Genomic DNA, 16,444 nt, shown 5'->3' on the forward strand with positions numbered 1-16,444 from the left:
ATATGCCTGGCCCGCCGCCGCACCGACGTCATCTACGCCATGCTCCGCGACCACCAGCCCTACCGCGCCCCAGCGCGAGCACCCGAGCCCCTCGCGGCTTGACAACCCCATAGAGACACCCCCCCGGGCAGAAATGCGGCTCTTCGGTGATGAAGGTCCAACGTCTCGTCCGGACAGAGGAGAATGATGGCCAGGATTGAAGGACTGGGGCGAGCGATCCAGATGGGTTCGTAGTCGTGGACCTCGAGTCGAGCATGAAGGTTTGGCAGTCGAGCGCGCGGTGCGGCTCGTTTCACGTCATCGATCGGCTCGAGCTTCAGGACACGACGTACCGTGGTGGCACTCCGGACAAGCTGGAGCTGGGGATCGGTCTCGCTCAGCTCGGCGAGCTCCAGCTGGAGCTCATCCAGCAGCTTAGCCCGGGACCGAGCCTCTACCGCGACGTCTACGAGCCCGCCACCGGCGGATTTTACCACATCTGTTACGCCGTCTCTGATCTCGACCAAGCGCTGCGACACTTCACCACTCAGGGCTACGAGGTCGGCATGTCGACGCGGTTCGGCGATACTCCACTGCATTACGTTGACCCCCGGGCCGCGACGGGATGCATGACCGAGCTGATCCGCGACGACCAGGCGGTGCGATCTCTACGCGATGGTCGCGGGCTCGGCCGACGGCTGGGACGGATCCGAACCCATCCGCCCCATCGGCGGTTGAGGGGCCGTTCGCAGAGGACGTCACCGGCCCCTCCGCTCCGCCGCCGCAGGGTGCGGGTCACGGTGTGGGACGCGTACGTGACGGGCCCGGGCGGCCCAGGACGACGTGCCGCGACGACGCGACGGTCGCCCGACCGGCCGCTCCGCGGCCGCGATGGCCGGTTGGCTGCTGCGCGCGACCGGTCGCTGCTCCACTGTGGATCTCTCGCACTCTGATTCCGGATAGAGCCCCTCGACCGCGTGGCGGTGGCGCGTGTCTGCGGGGGAAGGATCAGTCTGACCGACACGATCGAGCCCATGGGTGCTCGGATCGCCAGTGACACCGTCAGGCGGACACTCCCGACGGCCAGAACAGGCTCGAGGCGTTGCGGTGGAGCACGTTCCTCAAGGCTTCATCGGGAAGATCGAGATTGCGGGCGTCCCTCGTGGCCCGGAACATGTCGAGGAGTGGGTGATCGGACGCGAACATGACCTTCTCACTTCCATCGGTTCCGTGCCAGCCCGCCCGCATGAAGTCGAGAAGCGCCGCGGGATAGCGTTTCGGAGACCACGCCGAGGTGCAGATGTAGAAGTGGGGATGACGCGCCGCGAGCCGGACGACGGTGTCGTTCCACGGGTCGCCGATGTGGTGAGCGACGATGGTGAGGCCGGGGAACGCGAGGGCGACCTCGTCCAGGTGTGCCGGGTCCTGGGGGGCCATGGGCCACAACGGTCCAGGCATACCGACATGGACGAAGACGGCCAGGCCGAGCTCTGCACACGTTGCGTACACGGGATAGAACCACTTGTGCGCCGGCGACACCCCCCACGGCGACGGTGTGATGTGAACGCCGACCACACCGTACTCGGCGTGCGCCTCACGAACGATTCTGACGTTCTGCATCACATCCCAGTAGGTGCCCGGGCCGAGCTCGGGCGGGACGATGGTGGCGAGACCCCGGATTCGCCCCCTCGACGCGCGGACGACCTCGTGGATCTGACGATGCAAGGCGCGGACTCGTTGTTCCGACGCCGCGTAGTACACCTTCGCCGGGAGTAACGCCTTCTCCACGTGAGACCGGTCCATCTCGCGGAGCAGCCCGTCGGTGGAGATGCGAGCCACCGGCTGCCCGGCGTCGTCCATGTGCGAGAACGTGTGCATGACGCGGCGGAGTCGTGGGTCCCCGTGCCAGTCGTCCGTGTCCGCTCGCGGATCGTCCGGTGCGTCTCCTCCGATCCACGGTGTGTGCAGGAAGGTGTCGATGATCGGCGGTGACGGAGACCGAACCGCATCCCGGGATCGGCCCACGGGGTCCTCGGTCATGCGGTGCCGGCGGTGCCGGCGGTGCCGACGATGGCGACGAACGAGACGCAGTCGCCGGGCGCGCCTCCGAGGTTGTGCGTCAGCGCCATACCCCGGTCGGCGGTCTCGAGCTGCCGATCCCCGGCCTCGCCGCGGAGCTGGACCCAGCACTCGAAGAGCATCCGCAGCCCACTGGCGCCCACCGGATGACCGAAGCTCTTGAGCCCACCGTCAGGGTTGACGGGGAGGGCTCCTCCGCGGTCGTACTCACCGGCCAGGACGTCGCTGCAGGCTCGGCCACGCTCCGAGAAGCCGAGGTCCTCCATCAAGACGATCTCGGTGGGGGTGAAGCAGTCGTGAACCTCGGCCAGGGCCAGTTGGCTGCGCGGATCCGTGATCCCCGCCTGCCGGTACGCGTCCCGAGCGCACTCGACCACCTCGGGGAAGGTGGAGTAGTCGTAGTCCCGGTCGAACTGACCGCTGCCGTAGCCTGCGGTCAGGGAGAGCGCCTTCACGAACAGCGGACGATCCGTGTACTGATAGGCATCCTCGGCTCGCACGATGATCGCAGCTGCCGCTCCGTCGGCGACGCCCGAACAGTCGAAGACGCCGAGCGGACCGGCGACCTTCGGCGCATTCTCGATGGTCTCGGTCGAGATGGCCTTGCGGAACTGTGCTCGGGGATTGAGAGCGCCGTTGGCGTGGTTCTTGGCCGCCACGTGGCTCATCGCGGATCGGAAGGTGGAGGGGTCGACGTCGTACTTGGCCTGGTAGGCGGGTGCCAACATGCTGAAGTTGGCCGGCGCGGTCGTGGTGATGCGGGTCCCGTCGTCTTGCGGGCGGGCTTGCGGGAGGCCGGACAACCCGTTGTCCTTGAGCTTCTCTGCGCCGACCGCCATGGCGACGTCGACAGCACCCGAGGCAACCGCGTAGCACGCGTTGCGGAAAGCGTCGGATCCGGTGGCACACATGTTCTCCACCCTCGTGACAGGTGTCCCGCGGAGGCGCAGCGGGCGCGTCAGTGTGAGGCCACTGATGCCCGAGGCGAGCGTGCCGACCCAGTAGGCGTCGACGTCCTCGGCGGTGATGCCGGCCTGTTTCCAGGTCTCCTCCACGGCGTCGACGATCAGCTCGTCGACTCCCTTGTCGAAGTGTTCTCCGAACGGCGTGCAGCCGATGCCGACGATGGCGACCCTGTCGCTGAGTGAGTGAATCGCCATCTCAGGCCTCCTCGGACGTCGTTCGGCCCTCGCGGACCGGTCGCGCCTTCCAGAAATAGTTGTGGATGCCGTCGGCGGTCATGAGCCGGCGGAAGGTCGTCCTCACCCGGACCCCGACGGCGACGTCCTCGACCGCGACGTCGGTCAGTTCACACAGGATCCGCCCGCCGACGTCGAGGTCGATCACCGCGCTGATCAGGGGCGGGCTGGGGGTGAAGGCGAGGTGATCAACTGTGAAGGTGACGATCCGACCCGCGGCGCCCGCGCCGACGACGGGTTCGAAGTCTCCTCGCCGGTGACAGTGCAGGCAGACGTCCGGCGTCGGGAACTGGACGACACCGCACTCGCGGCACCGACCGCCCTCGAGGGCGTACTTGTACCGGGCGTTGCGCGCGGCGAAGGGCGCCGACGGTCGGACGGGGTCGGGACGCCGTGGCCGGTCGCGCTCGAGGCGCCCCCGCCACAGCAGGTATGTCGGGAGTGTGAGCGGCAGGCCGGCGTCCAGTTCCTCGCGCAGGGCAGCGTGCTGTGCCCGCCAGGCGGCGAGATGCTCCGTGGCGCGAAGGAGGAAGGCGTCCGCGCCGTCGGCCAGGGAGAGCACCAGGAGCACCTGACCAGGTTGAGCGTGGTCGAGGGCGTCGGCGAGGACGAGTCCGACGTGAGCGGCTCCGGTGTTGCCGACGAGATCGAGCAGGTCCGCGCCGTGCGGAGTCGCGCCCGCGTCCCGCGCGATCTGCGTCGCGGCTCGGCCCGTGGCGCGCGCGCTCGTGCCGGCGACGGTCACGACGTCGACGTCGGCGAGAGCCACACCCGCGGCCTTCACGACCTGCTCGGTGACGGTGCCCGCCAGACGCTGGTACTCGCCGTCGCCGAAGCGTTCCTCCCACGTGCTGGAGCCCCGCTCCCCGGGGTGGCGCCAACGGTCGAGGAACTCGGTGCTGACGGACGTGTGGGCGAGGAGTTCGGCGAGAACGTGGTCCTGACCGAAGCTGAAGGCTGCGGCGGCGTCGCCACCGTGGATCTCGTCGGTGCTCCCGACGAGGCCGTCCCGGATGTCCGACATGATCGCCAGTCCGCCCCCGTGAGACGCGGCGACGAGCGCCGCGGCACCCGAGCGCACCGAGGCCCCGAGGTCGAAGGCGCCGACGGCGTCGGGCAGCGACAGCGCGGCGTGCACCGCGGTGGCGTTGGTCTTGTCGACATAGGCCGGCGCGGTCGTCGCCAACCACACATCGGTGGGCGTCGAGGACCCCAGAGCCGGCCGGGCGGCCTCGACGGCCATCGACGTGGTGTCCTCGTCGTAGCCCGCGACCACTCTCGCGCCGCGTCCGCGGCCGCCGCTCGCCGCGGCGATGTCGGCGCGGGGGAGGCGGAAGCGGGGAAGGTGTGTGGCGTAGCCCGTCACCCCGGGGGTGGTGGTCATCGGTTCGGCTCCTCGTCCAGCGCCTCGAGCGACACGGTGGCCGAGCCCGAGAGAGTTCGTGTGCCGTCGGAGAGGTGGACGGCGAGTTCGAGGTGGGCGATCCGTTCCCCGTGGAGCGCCACGATTCGGTCGACGCGTCCGGAACAGGTCGGGCGGGCGTGCACGGGGGTGATGGCCGCGAAGCGGACGTCGAACGAGCGCAGGGCGCTCTGCGGTACCCACGTCAGCAGGTACTGGCCGAGGTAGGCCATCGACAACATGCCGTGGGCGAACACATCGTCCATCCCGGCCGCGCGCGCGGCATCGATGTCGATGTGCATGGGGTTGTGGTCCCCGGAGGCGCCGGCGAACAGCGCGAGCGTGGTTCGACTGATGGGTTCGAGCTCGGCGGGGTCGAGCTCGGCCCCGGCGGAGGGGAGACCGCGCGGTGTGGGGCTCATGGACGCACCACCATGAGGGCCCGCAGCTCCGCCACCGGTTGGGCGTCGCGGCTGATGGTCGTCGATCTGGCGATGAATCGAAGGTCGCCGCCGCGACGCTCGTAGTAGTCGGCGAAGCGGGGTTCGATACGGAGCTCGTCGCCCACGTGGACCGGTGCGTGGTAGGTGAAGCCCTGCTCCCCGTGGAGGACCTTCGAGAGCTTCACGTCGAGCAGTTTGAGGAGTTCATGGGGGTCAGGACCCTGGCGCTCGACGTTGATCAGGTAGGTCGGCGGAACCACCCGCTCCGGATGGCCGGCGGCCCGCGCGGCCGCGACATCGCTGCGAATCGGATCGTCGTCACCGACGACCTTGGCGTACAGCCTGACGAGGTCGGCGCCGACGACGACCGAGAAGCTGGTCAGCGGCGTGCCCGGCGCGATGGCGGGTGGGTGGGCCAGAGTGGTCGTCATACCGGCAGCACCGCTTCCGTGGCTCCGGCCGGGATGTCGGCCAACGCTGCGCACAGTCCGTCCACGGTCCAGGCCCCGGTGGTCTCGAAGACCTCCTCGACGCTCCATCCCCGCTGTCGCTCGACGCGATGACCGCGGACGCTGAAGACCTGGCCGCTCAGCGTGCACTCGGGCGATGCCAGCCAGCCCACCAGAGGCGAGACGTTCGCCGGCGCCCACTCGTCGAACCCGGGGCCACCGCCCTCACCCATCCGCTCCCCCACACCCGGGGTGGCCATCGTCAGGCGGGTCCGCGCCACCGGCGAGATCGCGTTCACACGCACGCCGTACCGCTCGAGCTCGCGGGCGGCGACGAGCGTCATCGTGGCGACGCCCGCCTTGGCGGCCGCGTAGTTCGCTTGCAGCGGGTTCCCCCGCAGACCCGCCCCCGAGGTGGTGTTGATGACGGAGGCCCGGACCTCTGCCCCCGCCTTCACCTGCGCGCGCCAGTACGCCGAGGCGTGTCGTAGCGGGCAGAAGTGGCCCTTCAGGTTCACCTCAAGGGCTTGGTCCCACTCCTGCTCGGACATGGTCGCCAGAGGCCGGTCGCGGAGCATGCCGGCGTTGTTGACCAGGACGTCGAGGCCACCGAAGGTCGACACGGCGGTCCGGACGAGGTTCTCGGCCGCGTCCCACTCGGCGACACTGCCCGTGTGGACGACCGCCTCCCCGCCGCGCTGCCGGATCTCGGAGACGACCGACTCCGCATCCTGGTGCGCTGAGTCGGTGTCGAGCTCGTTGACGACGACCCGAGCGCCGAGCTCGGCCAGCAACAACGCGTGGGAGCGACCCAGGCCTCCCCCCGCGCCGGTGACGATCGCGGTCCTTCCTGCAAGGGATGCCATGCATGACCTCCTGAGCGATGGGATGTTTCGGGTTTGCGAGTCGGGCGCGGCAGTGACCTCGCGTTCGCTCGCCGATCAGGTCGTCTGACGGTTGCGGCGACGCAGCTCACGGACGGATTCGGCGGTCGGGAGCTCCACGAGCTCCACCCGGCGGTCGTCGGGATCACGCACCAGGACCGAGCGGACCGATCCGTAGTCGGGAAGCTCCATGACCTCTGGCTCGCAGAGCACCTCGTGGCCCGCGTCCCGCGCCTGCGCCACCAGAGAGTCGAGCTCGCCGGCCGCGACGTTGAACGCCAGCACGCAGATGTCGTACGGCGAGGTCTCTCGCGAGCTGGGCGTGTCCCGGTCCTGCCACTCGATCAGCTCGAGCTGCCCCAGCTGCTGCCCTCCGTCGAAGTAGCGCACTCGAGCCCACGCCCCGGGCTCCACACCCATCACCCGTTCGAACGCGGAACCCCGCGCTTCGGTTCGCAACGTCTGCCGGAGGCCGAGCAGGCCCGAGTAGAAGCGCGTGCTGGCCTCGAGATCGCGAACGCTGAGAGCGATGTGGTGGACCGGGCCGACCCCACAACGACTCGAGTTCCTCTCCGTCATACATGCAGCATATAAGGTATCAGTTGGGAGGGAAGGGCTGATGACCGTCGATGTCTGGCGCGGCCGGTCACGGTCTGTGTCCGGGCATCCCTCCGGCTTGCCCCTGCTAACCTCTCGAGGTGCCGCATATCAGCGATCCCGACCTCGACGGGGGCCAGGCGGCCGCGCCTCGGACGGGCCGTGGTCCGATGGACTCGATCGCCACGACCGTTCGAGCCCGGGCGGCCGCGGAGCTGCGCGAGCGCGTACTCACCGGCGAGTTGCGTGCCGGTGACGTGCTCGACGTCGGTGCCATCACCGAGGAGTTCGGCACCAGTCGCACCCCGGTGCGCGAAGCGCTGCTCGAACTGTCCTACGAAGGCCTTGTTCACATCAACCCGCGCAGTCGTGTGGTGGTGCTGGGCGTGACGGCCCGTGACATCTCCGACAGTTTCGACCTGTTGGCGACCCTGGCCGGCAAAGCCGCGGAATGGGCCGCCGAGCGCATGACGCCCGAGACCCTCGAGAAGATGCAGCGCCTCAACGAGGAGATGCATCAGGCCGCGGGCTCCAGCGCGAGCTCGCTCGTCGCCGCCAACTGGCAGTTCCACCGCGAGATCAACCTGGCGGCAGCCTCCTCGCGCCTCCTGCTCCTGGTGCGGCAGGCCGTCCGGGTCGTCCCGCGCAGCTACTTCGAACGGTTCCCCGAGGAGGAGGACCGCGCCCGTCACGATCACGATGCACTCCTTCGTGCTTTCGAAGAGCAGGACGCCGCGCAGGCACGCGCGCTGAACGAGTCGCATGTCGCCGAGGCCGGACGGCGGATCGCACAGTGGATCAGCGATCGCGGGAGGACCGAGCGGGACAACGCCTCCTGATCCCGCGCGCCCACCTATCGTGGGGGTGGCGCCGGGTCGGCGAACGCCTGCGACGCGGGACCGAGCATCTCGACCGCCTTGCCGTACGCCCGCGCGAACTCGTCCTCGGCGGCGTAGTCGATGAACCTGCCCATGGTGGCGTCGACCGCATCGGCATGGGCCAGTGACCAGTCGACCGTCTCACGAAGAGCCTCATCGGGTCCGATGACGTCCCGGTGACCCAGCTCGTCGCGGATCGCCGCGGCGTCGAGCAGGAAATGCGAACCGAGCGCGGGCAGACCGAACGGGTACATGCTCCACCCAGGGGACGGAATCGAGGCGGGCACCGAGAGGATGGTCAGCTCGGCACCCATGATCGCGGCGATCCGCCGAGCCCAGTCCCCGAGGGCGTACTGTTCGACGTCCGCGACGTTGTAGGCCTTCCCGCCCGCGACATCGGGACGATCGACGGAGCTGAGCACCCCTTGGCCGGCGTTGCGCCAGGCGAGCCGCGAGTGGATCCCGAGGCCGCCGTCGGCCAGGAACAGCGTGGACCTGCCGTCAAGGATTCGACGGATCACGAGCCACTCCCAGTTGTGGACGATGCGCGGCCCGTAGATGGTCGGGTAACGCAGGATCGTCGCCGAGAACGACCAGTCCCGGTGGTGGCGCAGGACTCCGTCCTCGGTGCGCCGGATCGTGTGCACCGGGTAGGGCGCCGACGAGGGTTCCGTACCCACCAGGGGAGCGTCCTCGGCGACCGGCTGGGACCGCCACGGGAGTCCGGCGGTCGCCGAGAAATACCCTTCGTAGACCGGCGCGCCGCCGATGGCGATGAACCGGCCACACCGTCCCGCGACGCAGTCCGCCACCAGGCGCGTGCGGCCGTACATGGCGACCACGACGTCGAAGGTCCGGTCCGAGAGCAGACCGAGCAGGGACCGCTCGTCGAAAGCGTCACCGTGAAGGTGCTCGAGATCTTCCTGCCCGACGACCTCGTGGCGACCGCTGTGCAGGAGCGTCACGGTGTAGCCGCGGGCACGCAGCCCGTCGACGACCACCGGGCCGCTCGGGCCGGTGCCACCCACGACGAGTGCGCGCGAGATCATCCGCCAACCTCTCGCGCAGACCGGCGCCGGGACTCACACGCCGGCATGGTCACGGTCGTCCGTGGCCCGGCGCGAACCGTCGGTCGCGTCGAACGTCAGTCCCGAGTAGCCGTCGTCGGCGACGCGGGCGAGCAGCCGCCGGAACTTCGGGGCTCCGCCGTTGTACACCAGGGGATGGCGGATTCCCTGCGCACGACCGGCGACGTTCGTGCTGTGCCCGTTGAACCAGCTCCGCGCCTTGCGCATCAACAGGCTGCCCGCCATCTCGGTGGCGTGCTCGACCCACTCCTGTTCCGCCTCGGAGGTCGCCTCGAACCGCTGGACGCCCTCGCGGCGCAGGTGACGGAGGAGGTCCATCGTGAAGTCCACCTGGAGCTCGATGCCGCGCGGCCAGTTCGTCGCCGACGACGCGCTCTGTGGGCCGGCGATGGTGACGAGGTTGGGGAAGCCCTCGATGAACAGCCCCAGATAGGTGACCGGCCCGTCGACCCACTTGTCGCGCAGCGTACGGCCGTCGACGCCGCGGAAGTCGACACGGTCGTAGGGTCCGACCACCGCATCGAAGCCGGTGGCGTAGACGATGACGTCGAACTCGTACTCCGTCGTGGTCGTGCGGATGCCCTTCTCGGTGATCGCCTCGATCGGGGTCTCGGAGACGTCGACGAGCTCGACGTTGTCCTGGTTGTAGACCTCGTAGTACCGGGTCTCCATCGGCACCCGCAGCATCCCGAAGCCGTGGTCGCGCGGGATGAGCCGCTCCGCGGTGGCCGGGTCGTGCACTCGCTCGCGAATCTTGTCCGCGATGAAGGCCGAGAACTCCTCGTTCGGGCCTTCCTCCATGAAGATCTCTCGATAGTTCTGCAGCCAGATGGCGAAGCCGGGCTCCCCGTAGAGCCCCTCCCACTTGGCCCGGCGCTCCTCGGGCGTCGTGTTGTGGAACCCGGTCCTGTCGGGTTGGTGGATCATGCCGCCCGGGGTCCGTGAACAGAGCTCGAAGATCTCGTCATAGCGACCCTTGATGTCTGCCATCTCGTCCTCGGCGATGGCCCGGTTCGACAGCGGCGCGCACCAGTTGGGCCGACGCTGGAACACGGTGAGCTCACCGACCTGAGGGCCGATCGCGCTGATGGTCTGCACGCCGGTCGCACCGGTCCCGATCACGGCCACGCGCTTCCCCGCGAGATCCACCGGCTCGTGGGGCCAGTGGTACGTGTGCCAGGACTGGCCGGTGAACTCGTCCATGCCCTCCAGCGGCGGGTACGACGGCGCGGAGAGCACACCCATCGCCGTGATCAGGATGCGGCTCGTGAACCGCCGCCCGTCGGCGCAGGTGACGCGCCACGTCGTACTCTCCTCGTCCCAGGTCGCGGCCGTGACCTCGCAGCCGAAGTGCATGTGCTGCCGGAGGTCGAACTTCTGTGCGACGTAGTCGAGGTAGCGCAAGTTCTCCGGCTGCGGCGAGAACAGCTCCTTCCAGTCCCACTCCTGGAGGAGCTCCTCGGAGAAGGAGTAGCCGTACGTGTAGCTCTCCGAGTCGAATCGACACCCCGGATAGCGGTTGTGGTACCAGGTCCCTCCGAGGTCGGGCGCGGCCTCGAGCGCGGCGGCCGGAACCCCCTCCTCGAGGAGGCGGTAGAGCTGGCAGATGCCGGCCACGCCGGCCCCCACCACGAGCACCTCGTAGTCGTGGTCCTGGCCACCTGCACTCACCATCGTCATCGTCCCTTCCCTGCCCGAGGCGCTGGCGCCGACGGACCAGACTCTAGCGAGCGCTAACAAAGTCGAGCAAGATGCACGAAACATCGACGCTTGTGGCGCGTGTTACTGCGATATAGCGTGTAAGGTATCAGTGGCCGGAGACGGAGGTGTCCATGGTCGGCATGCGACGGACGGGTTCTGACGTGGCATGGACGTTGTTCGAGCAGGCAGCCCGGAGCGATCGGGACGGCGGGCTGGCGTTCATCGACTCGGACGACGTCACCCACACCCTCTCCTGGGGGGAGGTCAAGAGTCGCGCGGAGTCGCTGGCGGCCGACCTCTACGAGCGAGGAGTACGCCACGGCGACCGGGTCCTCGTCATCGCCAAGAACTCCGTCGAACTGGTGCTCGCCCAGGGCGCGATCGCACGGCTCGGAGCCATCGGTGCGCCGACCAACGTGGCGCTCGCCGCGTCCGAGATCGCCTACCAGATCGAGGACACCGCGCCGAGCGCCATCCTGTTCCAGAGCGCGATGCGGGAGACGACGATGAAGGCCGCCGAGATCGCGGCCTCCGACGCGCTGCTGCTCGCCCTCGACGCCGGCCCGGACCCCGTCGTCGACTACACGAGGTCCGCGTCCGCGCTGCCCACGGTGCCCGTCGGGCCGATGGATGCCTACCTCATCCTCTACACCTCGGGGTCGACCGACCGACCGAAGGGCGTGGTCCACAGCCAGCGCTCCGCGGTCGAGGAAGCGGTCCGCATGGCCGAAGTCTGGTCGATCCGGCCCGACGACGTCCTGTTCTCGCACATGCCGATGTACCACGTCTCGGGGCTCTACTGCTGCCTGCTGCCGGGCCTGCTCCGCGGCGCCACGGTGGCGACCGGCGCGGCGTTCAGCGCAAGCCGGTGGACCGCCCACCTCCGCGAGGTGGGCGCCACGGTGGTGCCCATCGTGGCGGCACAAGTTCGCATGATCATGGCCAATGCCTCGGTGGAGCCCGGGCGGGACCGCGAGCACGCCGTTCGTCTGACCCCGTGCGGCATGGCGCTGCCCGAGGACGTGGAGCGAGGGTTCGACGAGAGGTTCGGCACCGGCCCGCTGCTGGCGATCTCCGGGTCGACCGAGGGCGTCGGCCTCACCTACATCGAACCGCCCTACGGGGAGCACCGCTGGCCCTCGTTGGGGCGTCCCGCGGCGGACCGGGAGGTGGCGATCCTCGACGAGACCGGGCAGCCTGTTCCCGCGGGGACCGAGGGCGAGATCTGCATCCGGGGCGAGCGTGGCGCGTCCTTGATGCTCGGCTACTGGGGCAGGCCCGACGCCACCGAAGCCGCCGTGATCGACGGCTGGTACCACACCTCGGACATCGGCCGCATGGACGAGGACGGCTACGTGTTCTTCGTCGACCGCAAGAAGGACATCATCAAGAGGGCCGGGGAGAACGTCTCGGCCTCCGAGGTGGAGCGGGTGATCTGCCAGGCACCCGGCGTGCTCGACGCCGCGGTGGTCGGCAAGCCCGACGCCATCCGCGACTGGGCGATCGTCGCCTTCGTCGAGGCCGACGCGGTGGACGTCGACGAACTCGCCGCCCACTGCCGGGCCCACCTCGCGGCCTACAAGGTCCCCGAGGAGTTCCGGCTCGTGCCCGAGCTGCCGCGCGGCTCGACGGGCAAGCTCGAGAAGAAGAGCCTCCGAATCCTCGTCGAGTCATGAGCTCGCCGTCGTCGGCAGCACCCGGCCCGCCGTCGATGGTGCTGGTCCCCGGCACGTGGGAGGACACCGAGCGCTTCGTCGGTGAACCGCTCGAGACCGTGCGAGGCGCGGACGCCGTTGAACGATCCGCCTTCCGGCGACTCCTCGAGACGTTGAGCTGGGACTGCCCGATCCACACCGACGAGCTCGCCGCGCGGGCGGCCGGCTACTGCGACGTCGTCAGCCCTCGATCCCTGACCCGCGCGTGGGCGCTGCCGCCCTACTGGTCCCCCGGCTCCGGGCACCGGGAGGTCGCCCCGCAGGTCGGCGCGGCACTGACCACCCTGCCCGGGGCCGGCACCGCGATGGTCGGCACCGGCAACAGCTTCGCGTACTACGCGGACATCTATCCGGGTGATCACCTGAGTGCGTCGTCGACGCTGCTCTCGGTGCGCCGCAAGCGCACCCGTCTCGGCGAGGGGGCGTTCCTCGTCCTCGAGACGCTCTACCGTTCCGACGCCGGGCGCACGGTCGCACGGGAGACCGCCACGGGGTTCCGGTACACCCCGACGACGGGGAGCGCAGCGTCGACCCCGTCGGGCGGGGAGACCGGGGTGGACGCCACGTTCGACGAGTTCCCGGAGGTCGTCCTCCCCTTGAGCCTCCAGCACTTGGTGATGGCGGCGGCGGTCACCAGGGACTTCACCCCGATCCACACCGACCCGGCGGCGGCCCGGGCCGTCGGGGCGCCCGGCGCGTTCGCGAACGTCTCGCTGTGCGAGGCCTTGGTCGAGTGCGCGGTGCGTCGATGGGTCGGTCCCCTGCCCCGCATCTCGGCCCTGTCGACACGACTCGTCGGGTTCACCGCCGAAGGCCAGCAGGTGCGGGTCGGCGGCAGGACGACGAGACGGCGCGACGACGGCGCCCACGAGCTCGCGGTGCGAGTCCGGGCTGACGGCCAGGTGTCGGTCGAGGCCACCGTCACCCTGACTCCGGCGCCGCCCTGACGACCGTTCCATTCTGCTGCGCGGGAGACCAACGCGATGAACATTCACGACCTTCTCGATCTTGCCCGCGGTCGGGGCGACCGACCGTTCCTCCACTTCGAGGGCCGATCCTGGACCTACGCCGACTACGTCGCGCTGTGTGAGAAGGCCGCCGCGGGGTGGGCGCGCGCCGGTGTGCGGGCCGGCGACGTCGCCGCGATGATGCTGCCGAACTCTCCCGAGTACCTCGCGGCGCTCCACGGGCTCGCGTGCTTGGGCGGCGTCTCGGTGCCCTTGAACACCGGCTACAAGCCGGCGGAGGCCGCCTACGCACTGCGCAACTCGCAGGCCAGAGTGGTCCTCACCGATCGCGTCCTGGGGCCGGCGGTCATCGACCCGATCGCGGGTGAGCTTCCCGATCTCGACCAGGTGCTCCTCGTCGACGACCCGGTGGCCGGGTTCGACGGGTCGGGCCCGGCCTCCGCCCCTGCCTTCGAGCCGGTGCGCGACGAGGACACCGCAGCGGTCCTCTACACCTCCGGGACCTCCGGGAGCCCGAAGGGGGCCGTCGCGCCGCAGAGCCAGCTCGTCGTCAACGGTCGAGGACTGGCCGGTGCGATCGACCTTCGTGAGGGAGACGTGCACTTCAGCGTCTTCCCGTTGTTCCACGTCAACGCCCAGACGATCGTCTCGGCCGCGTTGCTCGTGGGCGCCGAGGTCGTCCTCGGTTCGCGGTTCAGCCTCACCGAGTTCTGGCCGACGGTGCATCGGCACGGCGTCACCCACGTGAGCTATCTCGGCTCCGTGGTGCCGTTGCTCGACAAGCGCCAGGACCCCCTCGAGGCGGACAACCCGCTACGGGTGCTGTGGGGCGCCGGCAGCCCCGCCGAGACGCAGACTCGCCTGGAGAAGCGCTGGGCGGCAACCTTCGTCGAGGTCTACGGCATGACCGAGGTCGGGATCGTGCTGGCCAACCCGGTGCTGGGAGAGCGACGGCCCGGCTCCTGCGGCCGCCCGCTGGGCGAGCATCGGATCCGTATCGTCGACGAGTCGGGTCAGGACCTCCCGGCGGGCTCGACCGGCGAGCTCGTCGTCCAGCATCGGGCGGGGATGTTCCGCGAGTACTTCCGGGCTCCCGAGGCCACCAGCGCCACCGTCAGGGACGGCTGGGTCCATACCGGAGATGCCGCTCGCCAGGACGAGGCCGGCTACTTCTACTTCGTCGATCGGTACAAGGACATCATCCGCCGCGGCGGGGAGAACATCTCCTCGGCCGACGTCGAATCGGTCATCCGGGCTCACCCCGCGGTGCTCGACGTCGCCGCATTGCCGGCCCCCGACGAGCTGCGCAACGAAGAGGTCCGGGTCGTGGTCGTCCTCAAGCCGGTGGACGGGTCGACGCCGCTGGAGGCGCCGGACCTGGTGCGGTGGTGCGCCGAGCGCATGGCCGCGTACAAGGTCCCTCGATACGTGGAGTTCGCCGACGACCTGCCGCGCACCGCCACGGGCAAGGTCCGCAAGCAGGTGCTGCGCGCCGGGTTCGGGCTCACCCCCAGCTACGACGCGCAGTCACCGGGCGCGTCGTCCCGCTCCGAGCGGCCGGATCCGGTCGTGCCTGCTCTGGAGAACGCGGTCCACGAGTAGGCGGTCGGCCCCCTCACGAGGCCGCGGCCGCGCTCGTCACGTCGGGCGCGGCCGCAGGCCGTCGAGGATCAGCGCGACGAGGGTGGCGGCCCGCCGCGCGACCCGCTGCTCCGAGCCGATGGCCGCCGGATTGGCGCTGGTGCCGTTGAGCAACGCCCAGATCGCCTCGGCGGTCAGGTCGAGCGAGTCGTAGGTCAGGTCGCCGTCGGCGGCCCCGTCCTCGAGGATCGAGCGCAGGGTGTCCTCGAGCCGTTCCTGCTTGTCGCGCAGGACGGTGTGCATCTCCGGCGGCAGGATCCGTCGCTCCCGGAGATACACCGTGATCTCGGCGGGATGGCCCGCGGCCTCGGTGAGCTCGCGCTCGATGAACGCGACGAGACGGTCGCGGGCCGGTCCGACGGCGTGCGCGAGATCGGAGGTCGCCGCGATGTGCCAGTCCAGCAGCGACTCACAGATCGACAGCAGGAACTGCTCCTTGTTGCCCACGTAGTAGTACAGCATCGGCTGGGTGAGGCCGACCACGCGCGAGAGGTCCCGGACCGTGGTCGCGTGGTACCCGCGCTCGGCGAACTCCACGGCCGCGAGATGCAGGATCTCGGCGCGTTTCCCGCTGGGCACGGTCGCACCCGGCGGGGAGTCGACGTCCACCGGCGACACCTTAGTGGGCGCTCGCCCGGGCCCCGACCGTGTCATCGACCTTCGAAGCGAGGGACGCGCTTCTCGGCGAAGGCCCGTGGGCCCTCCCGCGCGTCTCCGGTCGCGAAGACCTCGAGCGCCAGCTCGGCCTCGAGCCGGAACGCCGGTTCGAGGTCGGCGGTCCGCACGGCCACCTCCTTCGACTTCCGCACGGCCACGGGGCCGTTGGCCGCGATGCGTCGGGCGAGCTCGACCGCGGTGTCGAGGACGTCCTCACGCGCGACGACACGGTTGACCAGACCGATGTCGTAGGCTCGCCGGGCATCCAACGAGGCCCCGGTGAGCAGCATCTCCATCGCCACCGCCCAGGGGATCTGGCGAGGGAGGCGCACCGTCGACCCCCCGGCCGCCATCACCGCCCACCGCACCTCGGCGAGCGCGAACACCGCGGTCTCGGCCGCGACACGAAGGTCGGTGCCGAGCATCAGTTCGGTGCCGCCCGCGATGCACGCGCCGTTGATCGCGGCGACGACGGGCTTCTGGCACCGGGACAGGAAGCGGGTGGAGGGATCGTCCGAGACCACCGAGAAGTCGCCGTCCACGAGATCGGGGATCGTCTCCTTGAGGTCGCCCCCGGCGCAGAACGTCCGCTCGCCGGCTCCCGTGAGCACGGCCACGCGCAACGTGTCGTCGGCCTGGAAACGGTCGAAGGCCTCGTCGAGGGCCCGCAGCATGGACCGGCTGAGCGCGTTGTGGGCCGCGGGCCGGTTGAGGGTGACCACAACGATGTCCTCGCTGACGTCGTACAGGACCTCGTCCACGTC

General features: G+C 69.8%; 16 protein-coding genes. 5 read left to right on the top strand and 11 right to left on the bottom strand.

Annotation, left to right across the window (positions count from 1 at the left end; translation table 11 throughout):
- Positions 1-236: 236 nt before the first annotated feature.
- The gene (locus AC2A1K_RS24885; RefSeq protein WP_483899025.1) at positions 237-932 is read left to right on the top strand and encodes a VOC family protein; all 696 of its coding nucleotides are present in this window, start codon (positions 237-239) and stop codon (positions 930-932) included.
- 109 nt (positions 933-1,041) lie between these two features.
- Here the strand turns inward: AC2A1K_RS24885 and AC2A1K_RS24890 are convergent, their stop codons facing one another.
- The 7 genes from AC2A1K_RS24890 to AC2A1K_RS24920 form a co-directional block, all read right to left on the bottom strand.
- Positions 1,042-1,839, bottom strand: coding sequence for an amidohydrolase family protein (locus AC2A1K_RS24890; RefSeq protein ID WP_483899026.1), 798 nt, complete (start codon positions 1,837-1,839; stop codon positions 1,042-1,044).
- A gap of 176 nt (positions 1,840-2,015) precedes the next feature.
- Complete coding sequence (locus tag AC2A1K_RS24895) at positions 2,016-3,218, bottom strand: acetyl-CoA acetyltransferase (RefSeq protein ID WP_483899027.1); 1,203 nt, start codon at positions 3,216-3,218, stop codon at positions 2,016-2,018.
- A 1-nt stretch (position 3,219) separates the two neighbouring features.
- On the bottom strand, positions 3,220-4,641 hold the full coding sequence (locus AC2A1K_RS24900) for an OB-fold domain-containing protein (protein WP_483899028.1): 1,422 nt from the start codon (positions 4,639-4,641) through the stop codon (positions 3,220-3,222).
- Positions 4,638-5,081, bottom strand: a complete 444-nt coding sequence (locus tag AC2A1K_RS24905) for a MaoC/PaaZ C-terminal domain-containing protein (protein ID WP_483899029.1) — start codon at positions 5,079-5,081, stop codon at positions 4,638-4,640. Before AC2A1K_RS24905 ends, AC2A1K_RS24900 begins: the two co-directional genes overlap by 4 nt.
- Positions 5,078-5,533, bottom strand: a complete 456-nt coding sequence (locus AC2A1K_RS24910; protein ID WP_483899030.1) for an FAS1-like dehydratase domain-containing protein — start codon at positions 5,531-5,533, stop codon at positions 5,078-5,080. Before AC2A1K_RS24910 ends, AC2A1K_RS24905 begins: the two co-directional genes overlap by 4 nt.
- A complete protein-coding gene (locus AC2A1K_RS24915) occupies positions 5,530-6,417 on the bottom strand; it encodes an SDR family NAD(P)-dependent oxidoreductase (protein WP_483899031.1) in 888 nt (295 codons plus the stop codon). The genes AC2A1K_RS24910 and AC2A1K_RS24915 overlap by 4 nt, the downstream gene beginning before the upstream one ends.
- A 75-nt stretch (positions 6,418-6,492) precedes the next feature.
- Entirely contained in the window at positions 6,493-7,014 is a 522-nt protein-coding gene (locus AC2A1K_RS24920) for a VOC family protein (RefSeq protein WP_483899032.1), read from the bottom strand.
- Between the two features lie 119 nt (positions 7,015-7,133).
- Here AC2A1K_RS24920 and AC2A1K_RS24925 point away from each other — a divergent pair, with 119 nt between their 5' ends.
- On the top strand, positions 7,134-7,871 hold the full coding sequence (locus tag AC2A1K_RS24925) for a GntR family transcriptional regulator (RefSeq protein ID WP_483899033.1): 738 nt from the start codon (positions 7,134-7,136) through the stop codon (positions 7,869-7,871).
- Between the two features lie 14 nt (positions 7,872-7,885).
- Here the strand turns inward: AC2A1K_RS24925 and AC2A1K_RS24930 are convergent, their stop codons facing one another.
- Together AC2A1K_RS24930 and AC2A1K_RS24935 are read right to left on the bottom strand one after the other, a co-directional pair.
- Entirely contained in the window at positions 7,886-8,959 is a 1,074-nt protein-coding gene (locus tag AC2A1K_RS24930) for a Rossmann-fold NAD(P)-binding domain-containing protein (protein WP_483899034.1), read from the bottom strand.
- A gap of 33 nt (positions 8,960-8,992) precedes the next feature.
- Complete coding sequence (locus tag AC2A1K_RS24935; protein WP_483899035.1) at positions 8,993-10,678, bottom strand: flavin-containing monooxygenase; 1,686 nt, start codon at positions 10,676-10,678, stop codon at positions 8,993-8,995.
- Positions 10,679-10,860: 182 nt separating this feature from the next.
- Here AC2A1K_RS24935 and AC2A1K_RS24940 point away from each other — a divergent pair, with 182 nt between their 5' ends.
- Genes AC2A1K_RS24940 through AC2A1K_RS24950 form a run of 3 tightly spaced genes read left to right on the top strand, consistent with a single transcriptional unit; the run spans position 10,861 to position 14,984 of the window.
- Positions 10,861-12,375, top strand: coding sequence for a class I adenylate-forming enzyme family protein (locus AC2A1K_RS24940; protein WP_483899036.1), 1,515 nt, complete (start codon positions 10,861-10,863; stop codon positions 12,373-12,375).
- Complete coding sequence (locus tag AC2A1K_RS24945) at positions 12,372-13,361, top strand: FAS1-like dehydratase domain-containing protein (protein WP_483899037.1); 990 nt, start codon at positions 12,372-12,374, stop codon at positions 13,359-13,361. Before AC2A1K_RS24940 ends, AC2A1K_RS24945 begins: the two co-directional genes overlap by 4 nt.
- Before the next feature lie 36 nt (positions 13,362-13,397).
- Positions 13,398-14,984 (top strand): AMP-binding protein, encoded by a 1,587-nt coding sequence (locus tag AC2A1K_RS24950; RefSeq protein ID WP_483899038.1) that lies wholly within the window; start codon positions 13,398-13,400, stop codon positions 14,982-14,984.
- 36 nt (positions 14,985-15,020) lie between these two features.
- Here AC2A1K_RS24950 and AC2A1K_RS24955 read toward each other — a convergent pair whose 3' ends face one another.
- Positions 15,021-15,632, bottom strand: coding sequence for a TetR/AcrR family transcriptional regulator (locus AC2A1K_RS24955; protein WP_483899039.1), 612 nt, complete (start codon positions 15,630-15,632; stop codon positions 15,021-15,023).
- Between the two features lie 41 nt (positions 15,633-15,673).
- A complete protein-coding gene (locus tag AC2A1K_RS24960; RefSeq protein WP_483899040.1) occupies positions 15,674-16,441 on the bottom strand; it encodes an enoyl-CoA hydratase/isomerase family protein in 768 nt (255 codons plus the stop codon).
- Positions 16,442-16,444 lie beyond the last annotated feature (3 nt).

Source organism: Actinomycetospora sp. 2LY8.5 (assembly GCF_057180585.1).

What these genes read in the sequence shown, in the direction of transcription:
- AC2A1K_RS24890 (WP_483899026.1), bottom strand. Translation starts at nt 1,839, where the DNA reads ATGGACGACGCCGGGCAGCCGGTGGCTCGCATCTCCACCGACGGGCTG.
- AC2A1K_RS24895 (WP_483899027.1), bottom strand. Translation starts at nt 3,218, where the DNA reads ATGGCGATTCACTCACTCAGCGACAGGGTCGCCATCGTCGGCATCGGC.
- AC2A1K_RS24900 (WP_483899028.1), bottom strand. Translation starts at nt 4,641, where the DNA reads ATGACCACCACCCCCGGGGTGACGGGCTACGCCACACACCTTCCCCGC.
- AC2A1K_RS24905 (WP_483899029.1), bottom strand. Translation starts at nt 5,081, where the DNA reads ATGAGCCCCACACCGCGCGGTCTCCCCTCCGCCGGGGCCGAGCTCGAC.
- AC2A1K_RS24910 (WP_483899030.1), bottom strand. Translation starts at nt 5,533, where the DNA reads ATGACGACCACTCTGGCCCACCCACCCGCCATCGCGCCGGGCACGCCG.
- AC2A1K_RS24915 (WP_483899031.1), bottom strand. Translation starts at nt 6,417, where the DNA reads ATGGCATCCCTTGCAGGAAGGACCGCGATCGTCACCGGCGCGGGGGGA.
- AC2A1K_RS24920 (WP_483899032.1), bottom strand. Translation starts at nt 7,014, where the DNA reads ATGACGGAGAGGAACTCGAGTCGTTGTGGGGTCGGCCCGGTCCACCAC.
- AC2A1K_RS24930 (WP_483899034.1), bottom strand. Translation starts at nt 8,959, where the DNA reads ATGATCTCGCGCGCACTCGTCGTGGGTGGCACCGGCCCGAGCGGCCCG.
- AC2A1K_RS24935 (WP_483899035.1), bottom strand. Translation starts at nt 10,678, where the DNA reads ATGACGATGGTGAGTGCAGGTGGCCAGGACCACGACTACGAGGTGCTC.
- AC2A1K_RS24945 (WP_483899037.1), top strand. Translation starts at nt 12,372, where the DNA reads ATGAGCTCGCCGTCGTCGGCAGCACCCGGCCCGCCGTCGATGGTGCTG.
- AC2A1K_RS24950 (WP_483899038.1), top strand. Translation starts at nt 13,398, where the DNA reads ATGAACATTCACGACCTTCTCGATCTTGCCCGCGGTCGGGGCGACCGA.